This window comes from Polaribacter sp. 2305UL8-11 (assembly GCF_058147165.1).
Genome location: NZ_JBYVJW010000005.1, coordinates 129,753 through 142,426 on the forward strand (window position 1 = coordinate 129,753; position 12,674 = coordinate 142,426).

Consider the following 12,674-nt stretch of genomic DNA (forward strand, 5'->3'; position numbering starts at 1 on the left):
GAATTTACAGATTGTATGAAAAGACTCCAAATAAAAACAGCACAAAATGTTAACATCAATTTTACTCTTGCAAATGTGGGACAAAGGTTATTGGCATTTATAATAGACAATGTGTTAAAGTTTGCGTATTACTACTTTGGTATTTTAGTGTTAGATATAGAATTATTAGAAAGAACTTTTGCAGGTGATGGTTGGTCTTTAAAGGCAGTTGGTGTATTATTTATGTTACCTATTACTTTTTATTCTTTATATACAGAATTGCTTTTAGATGGACAGACTGTGGGTAAGAAGCTGCTACATTTAAAAGTAATAAATGTTGATGGTTTTAAGCCTTCTACAACAGATTTTATAATTAGATGGTTTCTAAGAATTGTAGATTTTAACTTATTTATTTTGCTCTTTGTATATATGATTTCTTTAGGCTTAGATAATGATATAGGTTTTGTTGTGATTTTACTTTTAATAGGTAAAATGATTGGTTTTTTGCTAATTATATTTACAAATAAAAATCAAAGGTTTGGTGATATTATTGCGAATACTGTAGTTATTTATATGAAAGATGAAGTTAAATTTTCTGAAACTATTTTAGAAAATATTTCTGAGACTTATACACCTACATATCCAAATGTGATTCGTTTGTCTGACAACGATGTAAGAATTATAAAAAATACATTTAAAACTGCCAGAAAATTTAATGACTATAAAACATTGATAAAATTACGTTCTAAAATCCAGGAAGTAACTGAAATTAAATCAAAACATAATAGCGATAAAGAATTTATTGATACAGTTTTAAAAGATTATAATTATTATACACAGAATATGTAAGTATGTGGTTTTTGAAATACTCTATTTAACATAATATAAATTATAGTACAAATGTATTGTTTAGTCAGTAATAGTGGTTTATCCATTTGATAGCTATAATGTAGTATTATGTAAAATATCCCAGAAGCATTTGTTTTCATAAGAATAATTGGAACTTGGGTCATTAAACTAATAAGCGGTTTGCTTCGCAGAGTTTATAAAACATTTGTATCTATAATTAGCCGTTATGTAAAATAGCCGCTACCAAGCGCTTGATTGTTTTATAAAATCAAATTGCTTTGGCAATTTATTTTACACACAATTATCCAACGCTTGCCAACGCCAAAATAAAAGCTAACCTTTTTGCTCTTATTAAAAATCGCGTATTCGATAAAATGTACGTTATAAAAAATTTTAGACGATTCTCGTAAGCTTGCCACAAGAGCATAAAATTACTCTGCGAGATAATTTCTATGCACTTGTTATAATTAGAACTTTAATTAATCTTTTTTTTAATTTTTCATTATTAAGTATTTTAAAAATTGATACTCAATCAATTCTTTAAAATAGTGTCTTGAAACAAAAGAAACAAAAATTCAAGACTGCATATAATTTTGGAAACAATTAACGGTTCATTCGCTATATTTTAGGAAACATTGGAACTGATTTACATTGCTCTGAAATCCCCTGAATAACTAAAACTCTCAAGAAACGGTATTACTAAACCCCTAAAATATGCACGCTCCTTTCACCTTTTGTTTTGACCAAAATTCTATGAGGCCAAGGTAAACATCGAGATTCTATTTTACATAATGTTATTAAAAACTAACTTATACAATTCTTCAACTTCATCATCTTCAATTTTATATTCATTGAGAAAGTTCTTTATCTCTTTTAGATACTCCTTGGCATTACTCTTCGTGCCTTCTTTTCCTGTTTTTATAATGTTTGCTTTTTCAACTAAAGTAGTACTTGGAGGCAAATAGTTTTTACCAGATGTGTTAGGAAAAAAAACAATACAACCATCAATAATATTTTCTTCAAAATCTAAAATTTTAAGGTCATTATTTGGTGTTTTTATTTCATTATAACCTCCTTCTCTCTTCTTTAAAACTTCAAAGGAATCTATACTTATTAGAAATGCTTTTCCAATACACTCACCACCATATTCAAGTCCTAAAGCCAAACCAGGAAATTCTTTAGTTCCTCTATTAACAGTAGATTTCTTATTAAAGCTCCTTGTGCACCAATTAAAACCGCATCAATTGATTCAATAGGGTTTATATCTTCATTATCCCAGATAACTGAACCATATCCAAATATCAAATCATTTTGGCTGTTTAGGCATTACTTTATTCAATGAATCAATTTTAATTTCAAAACTCTCTTTTATATTTTCAAAATTAGAATTAAGTGAATCAATTATGAATGATTCCCTTTTTTCGTGATTAGTTTTATTGATTTCTAATTCCTCAATTAACTCTTCATTTCTATCTTTAAGATTATTGTTTTCATTTGTATTAATCAAGCTATTAACCCACATTCCTAGTGAAAATAGACCAACCACAGCTCCAATAAAAAATGCCCAAGATTTTGTATTCATATGCTTAAAAATCTCTGATGGTTTTAAGCTCTCTAAATCAACTGACGTAGAATTTGAATTTTGTACTATAGGTGCAATCTTGTTTTTAGAAACATTTAAGATTTTAATAATAAAATCTACTTTACATAAAACTGACTCTCTAACTTTATTAAAATGCTTTCTTTCAAAATTTACACCTTCTTCTCCATTGCTTAAAAATGCTATAGGTAGCTTGTTATCATTATGTTTTTTTATAAAACTTTTTATACTTTTATCTTGTTCATCAAATTGAAACAAAAAAGGAATATTTTTCCTTTTAGAACTTGGTATCTCTTTAAAAACTTTATTAGCCTCTGCCCTATTCCTTGCTTCGAAAATTCTTTTTAATTCATCTAAAATCAACCCTTGTCCATCATCACCACCATAATAGATAAAGTGACATATTGATTTTTCTTTAAGAAATGAATTAAACTCATCTAAAATCGATAATTCAATATCATCAAACCAATCTTCTAAATCTTCTAGAGGTATATCATTTTTGGCTGCAAAATTATCTATAGAAAATTCACGACTGTCTGTTGAATTTAAATTTTTAGCATGAATACTAATGATTTTTTTTTGGCTAGATGCAATATTATCCATTTCCAAATAAGCAAAATGAATTACATAAGAATCCTCTGGATTATTAAATAAAGCCTGTATTTCTATATTCTCAATCATTTAGTCTTATTTGCTTTTGATATTAAATAACCACTACAAAGCGCCTTTTGGTCACATTCCTTACAAATAGAATATTTACAAACCCTATCAAAATTTTTATTTCTTATATCTGTTACTACATTTCTTATCTTTTTCTCAATTGCAATTAAGTGGTTATCATCTAGTTTTTTTGGAATTCCTTTATTACTCTCTTTATCATTCTCTTTATCTTGAAGTATATATATTCTAATATAATCTGCTTTTTCACCTGTTAATTCCTTATGTCCAAGAGCATAAAGATGTAATTGCTCTTCCGTTATTTTCTTGTCCTGTGCTTCATTACTTGATTTAAACTCAATAATGGTAGTTTCCATATTTCCTTTAAAATCTTTTCGTTTAATCAAATCTATTCTGCCAGAAACAAAAATTCCATCACCAAGATTTAGCTGAATGTCTTTCTCAACAAATTCAATTTCATGGAATTCATACTTATTTTCTTCAATATATTTTTCTACAACTTCTCTTGCAGCAGCTTGCATTTCTCCTTTTAATAAAGGCGGAGCATATGGGAAATTTTCATGATTTGAGACTATATTATTAGCATCTTCTTTTGATAATTCCTCAAGTGCATAAGCTCTTTTGTGTATTTCAGACAAAGAATCATGTATTGTTTTTCCAAATCCCATTCTAGGGCTTAAGGCAGCAGCAAAACCATAAATTGATATTAATTTAAATCTGTATGAACAATCGAAAAATTCCTTTAAAATAGAAAAGTTGAGTTCAATATTATTTGTAGAATCTTTTGATTTTGGTTCAAGATTTTCTAGTTCATTAAAATCTTCACTTATTGATTGCATTAAATAATCTGAAGAGCTTATTTCATTAATAAACAATGAAGGTTTCTGATATAATCTATTTGATAAAGCAGGAGCTCTATTTATGAAAAGATATTTTTTTGCTCTTGTAATCGCAACATAAAATAATCTCCTTTCGGATTCAAAATCATTGTCAATCCCTTTGTATTTGTCTGCATTTTCAATAATATCTGCATCCAAGAAATGCCATTCAGAAAGGCCACCCCTTCTTTTAGACGGGAAATAATTTCTGTTCATACCAGGAATAAAAACAACTGGAAACTCTAATCCTTTTGATTGATGTATAGTTATTATTTGAACAGCATTAGGTGTTTTATAAGTACTATTTATCCAGCCTTCAGGATAATAATCTCTTGCTGCGTGTCTAATAAAATTTAAGAAATTAAATAAATAAAATGAAGAGCTACCAGTTTTATAATTTATAGATTCAAAATCGTTAATGACTTGGCTAAATTTACCAAGATTATACATTATAATTTCACCAAAGGTATTATCATGTTTTTCAGTAGAAGTTGCAAAAGATTCCTCTCTAATTTCTGCGTCCTCTAAAAACTCCCAAAATATTTCTTGTAAACAAAAATCCCAATACATCGTTTCATTCTCAACTGGGAATTTCTCTGATAATTTTTGAACTGCATGTTCAAGATTTGCAATTTGTATTTTGTTCTTATCAATGCTCTGCCAAATTGAGATTAAATCTTCTTTTTCTATTTCATTGTTTAAAAATTCAAAAATACCAAGAGCTGCTTTAATCTCTTTAGAATCAAAAAGTTTATTAACGCCTCCAGTAATATATGGTATATCATTGCTATCTAGTATTCTGGTAATTTCTTCGGCTTTGCTCCATTTTCGAATGAGTATAACAAAATCAGAATAATCTAAACCACGCTTTTCTTCATTCGGTTTATCTTGAAATGCTTTTCCTCTTAATGTTTTTATTGTCTTCGCAATAAAATTATTCTCCTCTTCTTCTGTATCAAAATCATTGTATAAAATGTTATTTCTATCATAATCATGATGACTTGATGAAATCATTTTTTTATCAAGTCTTATTTTATTTTTTGATATAACATTTTGAGCTAGGTCAACAATCCCTTCAGAGCTTCTGAAATTTTTAATTAATTTAACACTTTCAATTTCTGATTTTTCGTTCTTATATCTGTTTTTAAAATTAATTATGTAATCAATATCACTTCCTCTCCATTGATATATATTTTGGTCATCATCTCCAACAACACAAATGTTGACATTTGATTCATAAATTAGCCTAATAATATCTTCCTGTATTGGATTTACGTCTTGGTATTCATCAACAGTTAAGTATTTAATTTTATCACATACTTTATGAAAAAAGTCTTCTTTTTTAGATAAAAGTTTTTTTGCTTCACTCATAATCATTGAAAAATCCAAATACCCACTTTGCTTTAAAGTTGTTTCGTATTTTACCCTTGCTTCCTTTATATTTTCAGGAATATCGAAGCCTTCTTTTACTCTAGCTTCACTCACAATGTTCATTATCTGAATAAATCTATCTGTATCAACAAACATCTTCATAGGAATTTCAGGTTTATCCAACTTATGAATATCCTTCATTCCTATATTTTTATAATTCTTGTCTACAAATAGCTTTAAACGAATTTCATCTAAAACAGAAAATTTTTGATATTCATAATCATATTCCTGGAGAATTTTGAAACACCAACCATGAATTGTGCCTACATACATTTCTGCCATTCCTTTTAATTCAGGGATTTCAGATTTTACCAATTCATAAATTCTATTTTTAAGTTCTCCTGCAGCTTTTTCAGTATAAGTAAATGCAATAATATTCTCTGGCTTACCTTTTCCAGATTTAAGTATATTGATTATCCTTCTCGAAATAACTTCAGTTTTACCAGAACCAGCACAAGCAATGATTTGTAAATCATCATCAATTGTATTAAAGGCTTTTTCCTGTTCTTTCGTATAATTTATACTCATATTAATTCTTTTGCATAACAACAATGTATTCCTTATTCATAAGGCTTTGGGTCTCTCCTACATTTCCTGTTGGGCTATTATTTCTAGGCATTCTCTTACGAGAAATATTTCTTGAATACGTATCAATATGCCTAAAGCCATTTAGTTCAAATAAATCTTTTGTAATTGTATCAGTAAAAATTTCTTTACCCTTTACTTTCCTATTACTTACCACATAACATGAAATACCATTAGGTTTTAATAAACTTGAAATATTTCTAATTGATTTTTCATAGTCACTAAAAAATGAAACAACATCTAAAGCACGACCTCTATCTATTTTTTCAACATCATTAATATTATCATTTAAAGCTTCACTTTTAAATTTTCTTAATTTAGAAGCTCTTATTCCTCCCATTAGCATTCCATCCAACTCCCTTCCATTTTCAAAGTGTCCTAACCATTGATTTGCTAACGTAGAAAACTGTCCATAAGCAACTGTAGTTGATGAATCTCCATAAGGAGGAGAAGTTAATATCATATCAACACTTTCCTTTTCCATTTTTTTCTTTGGTATATTTTTAATGGTATTCAAATTAAGAACATCAGTCGCAGATTCATTATCTTTTGCTTCCATAAAGTCAACAAGTCCAATAAAATTTTTACCAAGCATTTGTTCCATCCTTCCATAAGGGTCTGGATTAAAAACTTTCATGTCTTCTTTTGTCATTCTATATAACTTGAATTCATTATTTCTAGTCCAAGAAGTATCTCTAACAGTTTGGCTAAATGCTACTTTAAAAAAATCAGAAATATTGGTGTTTTCTATTCTTTCAATATAGTTTTGAATTACAGCAAGTTTCTGTCTAACATCTTTTGAGAACCAATAATCAATTCTCGGATAACTTGGTGCAATAATTGAATCGTTTCCTTGAAAACCAAATCTATATTGAGTTAAGTATTGGTCAAAATCTAATAAATGAAGTTTAAGAGTTTGATTTTCAATTGCTGTAGTTTTAACTTTTGCAAGTAATCTTGCCAATGGATTAAGGTCAGAACCAATTGAATTAATACCTGCTAAATTAGCTTCTACTAAAGATGTTCCTGTTCCACAATAAGGGTCGAACAATGTTTCAGCATTCTGTCCAAAATCATTTATAAGTTTCTTTGCTATTTGAGGTATCATCATAGCTGGATAAGTATGGAAGCCATGAGTAAACGATTTTGTATTTTCAGATTTAAAATCCCACATTTATTTTTTAATAATTTTAAAATTCAATATTACTCCATAAAAAACTGATCTGTAGCAAATTATTGCACATATTATCTTTGCTTTAATTAATTAAAAGGGAGATTTTAAATATAGTGAATTTTGTAGGAATTAATTTGTGGGAAATCCGTAAAATAAATAAAGTTTTTAACATTTATTTCCATTCCACACACATTATGCTTGCCTCCTACGTCGTCGCATAAAAAGTGTTCCATTAATATCGTAAAAGAAACTTTTGAGAATAAATTTTTTAAGAAACTGTAGATAAACTTTCGCTTTTAACCAAAGCTCAAGTTACATAACGCAGAACATTATAACACATTTGTACAGTAGTTTCTGTATAGCCATATTTCAGAATATTTACACATAATATCATTTTTTTTTTACAAAAAAACCTTAACAATAAAATTGTTAAGGTTTATAAGTTAATAGCATTTATACACTAACTTTTTCCTAATATTGTCCCATTCCCAATAACAAGTTCTGTCTTTTAACATCTTTTCTCTACTTTTTTGTTTAAATGCAATTGCGTCTGGTTCTAAGTTGTCAATTTTTAGTTCTTTTAATACTTCTTGTATTGCCAAGTTTAATTTTTTAAAATTTTCTTCCATAATGTTTAATTTAATTTAGTAATGTAAATTTTTATTTGGTTTTTAATAGTTGTTTTTACCCCATTTTCATCTAAAACAGTAGCTTTAAGAACAACATTCTGATTTTCTGATATATTGCCAGGTGTGTAAATAGCACTTATTTTACCATTATTTGTAGTTAATGCTTGTGCTCTAAAAACACCATCTATATTAGTTCCACTCTCTAAAACATCTTCAAGAACTACTTTAAAACCATTTGATACACTTTTTCCTAAAGTATTGGTAACATTTCCAGTTAAGGTTATTTCTCCATCAAAATTATTATGAACAGAAAAAGCTGATGCACTTATTGAAATATTTTCAGGTTCAGATTTTTGTGCAGTTAATTCAAATCTAGTTTTATATTCATTTATATTAAAAACTACAGTTACAGGAGTTAATATAGTAGTGCTTTTTACAGTTATGTTAACAATTAGTTCGTTTTTTACATCTCTAATTGGTTTTATGTCCAATTTATTCGTGTTGTTGTCAACAAAAATTCCATTAATTACTTCTGCAGAAGCTTTTATTTTATCAATATCTGAATCGCTATTAAACTTAACTATAAAGTTTACAGTATCTGAACCATCTGCAATTATAAAATCTCTACTTTGAGTTATATTTGCTAAGTCTCCAAAATTTATTTCGTTTGTACATCCATATAAGTATGTAATCAAACATAAAAAAAAAATCTTTTTCATAATTAAAATCCTATTTTACCAATTAATTTTTGTGCTTCGCTAAATAAACCCACATCAAAAGTAATACTTGCATAAGGGGCTAATGCTATACTATTGCTACTTAAAATTGGATTAGGGTTTTTCTCCCTAACAAAAATAGTACCTAAACCAAGCCTTATTTGTCTTGAAACTCTATAATTTATACCAATCAAAGGACTTATAGAATTGTATAAATCCTCATAATCTTCGGTATTTATTTTACCAACTGTTAACCCAAAATACAGAGATAGATGATGTCTACTAAAATGTCTCTTACCTTTAATTTGATTTAAGGGTAGATTTTTATTTATTCCTCCAATATGCCAATTTAAACCTATTACAGGTCTAAAAATTTGTTTTATTTCTCCTTTTGAATTATGTGCAAAACCCCAAGCAAGTCCTAAATCTGCAATTAAAGCATTTGCATTAGCGGTTTTTAAATTTTTGCTTTGAGTAGTACCACTAATTAAAATTAGTTCTGGGAAAAATTTATTTGTTAAATCATTTACTTTGTTGAAATATGTTGTTAAAATAGCTTTGTTTTCTGTAATAATTTCAATCGATTTTTCTATAAAATTCAAATAAACTTTTTCAACTTTTTTATCTTCTGTAGATGTAGCTCTTAATTGATTTATGATTTGTTTTAATTTTTTAAATTTAGATAAACTGGTAGCTAGTGTTTTAATTCTTTTTTCAAAATTTGATTTATTTTTATTAAAATCTCCATCATAAAAATCTTTAATTTTCTCATAATTATCATCTAAAAACATAGAAGAAATTTCACTGTAAATGGAAATATTAAGTTTTTTTTCTAATAAAACTTTACCTAAATATCTTAAACTACTTTTATCAGTATAACTGAAATCTGTTTTTAAAGAAGTATTCGGGTTTCTAATAACAGAGAGTAATGGTTTTGCCTTTACTAAGAAATTATTAAATTCCAAAGGATGAGATACTATGGGTATTTTTCTTTCGTCTGTATTAATTACAAGTGGTAAAATATCATTTTCAAAAGTAACTTTTAATTTTAAGCTATCCGTTTTTGTTAAATTACCTCCACTACTTTTTTTTAGACTTTCATATTCATTATAAAAATCATTATATGCTTTTATTCTAGAACTTGAATTGTTTTTTATTAAAACAATTTCATATAAACGTTCAGGTTTTAATGGCTTTATATAGGCATAACTTGTTTTTTTAGAAATTAGAGTTGGCTTAAATACTAATTTCTCGTAGACTGCTTCTTTATTTTTTTTTACAAGTTTGTAGTTTTTAATATCTCTAACACTTCTATTGTACTTAATTTCATAAATAATTCCACCTTGTATTTCAGAAGTGTTTAAACTGTCTATAGTAATTCTGAAGTCTATATCGAAAGGAAAAACTCCAGATATAGTTTTTGTTTTAAAATTATATTTTATTTCTTCGGTTTGATTTGGGTTAAGAATATCTTGTGAAAAAGAAAAATTAAAAGCCATTAAAAAAAATATAATAAATAGTAATTTAATTTTTTTATGCATAGTTAGTCTTATTTGGTTTGTAAATATCATATTTTAAAAGTAATTAATAATCCCTACAAATAGGTATTTATCCAAAAACCTTATTTTAAATTATTTATGAAAACCGATATCAATAATCATTTCACATTTTTTTATAGGTAGATTTTCTACATTTTCCGTAAATTCATGCTATGAAAATAAAAAACTATTCTGCTGGTGTTTTACAATACATTCCTTTCTTTTATGTGATTTGGTCTGACGACTTATTGTCTTATTCTGAAGTTTCTGTGGTTAAAAAAGCCATTGAACAAGATAAAACTTTGGAAAAAGAAGATTATAATTACTTGTTAAAATGTTTGAATAAAAAAGTACCTCCTTCTTATGAAGTGATGAAAAATTGGAAAAATACAATTGCAAATTCTGGTATAAAACTGGTAGAAAGTGACACTTATCCTCTGTCTACTTTTAGTCAAAAAATGATTTGCCATCATTTTACAGATTATCCTTTTAATCAGCATTTAAAAGATATTGAAATCAATTTAGGTATTCAACCCAACCATTACAAACACTTATTTGATGTAGAAATTGTAGAAGAAACAACTTCTAGTTTTTACAATTCTATAGAAATAGATAACCTTTTAAAAGGAGATCAAGCCACTGTAATCGATGATTTTAGAGATTTTTTAAAAGACCCAATTTTTAAATGGGACATTAAAAGGGATAAAGAAACATTTAGAAACCATGTTTTAAAACAAGTAGAATTCTTGGCAAAAGAAGGTTATGGAGCTATGTCTTATGCAAAATCTTATGGAGGCACTAATAATATGGTGGGTTATGCCACTATTTTTGAAAACTTAATGTATGTTGATGGTAGTTTGGCGATAAAATTTGGAGTGCAATTTGGACTTTTTGGAGGAAGTATTCAAAAACTGGGAACTAAAAAACATCATGACAAATATTTGTTGGAAACTGGAAAAGCCAACATTTTAGGCTGTTTTGCAATGACAGAAACAGGACATGGATCGAATGTGAGAGGTATAAAAACCACAGCTACTTACGATAAAGAAACAGATAGTATTGTTATTCATACTCCAGGAGAAAATGACAATAAAGAATATATTGGGAATGCTTTACACTCAACCATGGCTTCTGTATTTGCACAATTAATTGTTGATGGAAAAAACCAAGGTGTGCATGCTATTTTAGTAACTATTCGTGATGAAAATCACAATTTAACACCTGGAGTTACCATCGAAGACAATGGTTATAAATTAGGATTGAATGGTGTTGATAATGGTAAAATTTGGTTCAATCAAGTAAAAGTTCCTAGAGAAAACTTGTTGAATAAGTATGGAGATATTACTGCTGATGGTTCCTATCATTCTGAAATAGAGAATCCCAACAAACGCTTTTTTACAATGTTGGGTACTTTAGTGGGTGGTAGAATCTGTGTAGCAAGAGCTGGACTTGGAGGTGCAAAAAAGTCTTTGGCAATTGCTGTAAAACACGCTTTAAAAAGGAGGCAATTTAACGACAGTATAAAAATTCAAGAAGATTTATTGATGGATTATCCAAGTCACCAATTGCGTTTAACGCCTGCAATTGCCAGCTGTTATGTATATGATATTGCTTTGACACATATTATGAAAGAATACAGCAATCCAGAAATTAAAGACAAACGAAAAATAGAAACCCAAGTTGCTGGTTTAAAGTCAATAATTACATGGTTTGCCAATGATACCATACAAGAATGTAGAGAAGCTTGTGGAGGAAAAGGATATTTGTTAGAAAATCAAATTGCAGATTTAAAAGGAGATGTAGATATTTTTACCACGTTTGAAGGTGATAATCATGTTTTGTTACAATTGGCTGCAAAAGGTGTTTTGTCTGATTTTAAATCGGAATTTAACAGTGCAGGTTTTACAGCGGTTTTAAAATTATTGGGAGAAAGAATTGGCGATAAACTCAATACCATTAATCCTGTTTATACTAATAATGTAGATACAGCACATTTGTACAGTGCTAAATTTCATAAACACGCATTCGATTATCGAACAAGGAGGTTAACCTACACAGTTGCCATGAGAATTCGAGATTATGTAAAAAAAGGAGTTCCCTCCTATCAAGCATTCTTAAAAGTTCAAACGCATTTGTTGACTTTAGGAAAAGCGTACAGTGTAGCATTGGCTTATGCAACTTTTGTAGATTTCACAGAAACTATTATCAATGAAAAAAACAGGCAACTATTTCAAAAATTAGGAACTTTGTATGCTTTACACGAATTAAGAAAAGACGCTTCTTGGTATTTAGAACAAGACTACATGAGTGGCACAAAATCGAAAGCAATTAGACAACGTGTAGAAAGACTTTCTACAGAATTAAGACCACATATTGGAGTTTTAGTTGATGGTTTTGGAATTCCAAAACATTGTTTGGAAGCACCAATTGCGAATTAAAAATAAATATTTTAATTAAAATGAAATAAAAAAGGATATCCCAAAAATTAAGAAAATAGTCAATTTTAGTAGTTAAAAAAATAGGAATTATATTGATTTAAAATTCCTTGCTAAGCAAGTAAATACAGATTTTTTAAGAACTATAATATCTCTATTTATTAGAGCTAAAAGACAGGTAA

At 27.9% G+C, this 12,674-nt stretch carries 8 protein-coding genes and 1 pseudogene; 2 read left to right on the forward strand and 7 right to left on the reverse strand.

From position 1 onward, the window contains the following. Nucleotides 1-15 precede the first annotated feature (15 nt). Nucleotides 16-828, forward strand: a complete 813-nt coding sequence (locus tag ACY2RW_RS06260; protein WP_490121848.1) for an RDD family protein — start codon at nucleotides 16-18, stop codon at nucleotides 826-828. A 784-nt stretch (nucleotides 829-1,612) separates the two neighbouring features. On the opposite strand, the pseudogene ACY2RW_RS06265 reads toward ACY2RW_RS06260, so the two are convergent. The 7 genes and pseudogenes from ACY2RW_RS06265 to ACY2RW_RS06295 all read right to left on the reverse strand — a co-directional run. Then, nucleotides 1,613-2,038 (reverse strand): annotated as a pseudogene (locus ACY2RW_RS06265) (gamma-glutamylcyclotransferase); the annotation flags it as partial. Between the two features lie 96 nt (nucleotides 2,039-2,134). Continuing rightward, on the reverse strand, nucleotides 2,135-3,109 hold the full coding sequence (locus ACY2RW_RS06270; RefSeq protein ID WP_490121849.1) for a hypothetical protein: 975 nt from the start codon (nucleotides 3,107-3,109) through the stop codon (nucleotides 2,135-2,137). Further along, nucleotides 3,106-5,943 (reverse strand): ATP-dependent DNA helicase, encoded by a 2,838-nt coding sequence (locus ACY2RW_RS06275; RefSeq protein WP_490121850.1) that lies wholly within the window; start codon nucleotides 5,941-5,943, stop codon nucleotides 3,106-3,108. Before ACY2RW_RS06275 ends, ACY2RW_RS06270 begins: the two co-directional genes overlap by 4 nt. 1 nt (nucleotide 5,944) lies before the next feature. After that, a complete protein-coding gene (locus tag ACY2RW_RS06280; RefSeq protein WP_490121851.1) occupies nucleotides 5,945-7,174 on the reverse strand; it encodes a TRM11 family methyltransferase in 1,230 nt (409 codons plus the stop codon). Between the two features lie 443 nt (nucleotides 7,175-7,617). After that, on the reverse strand, nucleotides 7,618-7,803 hold the full coding sequence (locus ACY2RW_RS06285; RefSeq protein WP_490121852.1) for a hypothetical protein: 186 nt from the start codon (nucleotides 7,801-7,803) through the stop codon (nucleotides 7,618-7,620). Nucleotides 7,804-7,808: 5 nt separating this feature from the next. Then, nucleotides 7,809-8,522, reverse strand: a complete 714-nt coding sequence (locus tag ACY2RW_RS06290) for a head GIN domain-containing protein (protein ID WP_490121853.1) — start codon at nucleotides 8,520-8,522, stop codon at nucleotides 7,809-7,811. A 2-nt stretch (nucleotides 8,523-8,524) separates the two neighbouring features. After that, the gene (locus ACY2RW_RS06295; RefSeq protein ID WP_490121854.1) at nucleotides 8,525-10,060 is read right to left on the reverse strand and encodes a hypothetical protein; all 1,536 of its coding nucleotides are present in this window, start codon (nucleotides 10,058-10,060) and stop codon (nucleotides 8,525-8,527) included. Between the two features lie 170 nt (nucleotides 10,061-10,230). Here ACY2RW_RS06295 and ACY2RW_RS06300 point away from each other — a divergent pair, with 170 nt between their 5' ends. After that, nucleotides 10,231-12,495 (forward strand): acyl-CoA dehydrogenase family protein, encoded by a 2,265-nt coding sequence (locus tag ACY2RW_RS06300; protein ID WP_490121855.1) that lies wholly within the window; start codon nucleotides 10,231-10,233, stop codon nucleotides 12,493-12,495. Nucleotides 12,496-12,674: the final 179 nt, after the last annotated feature.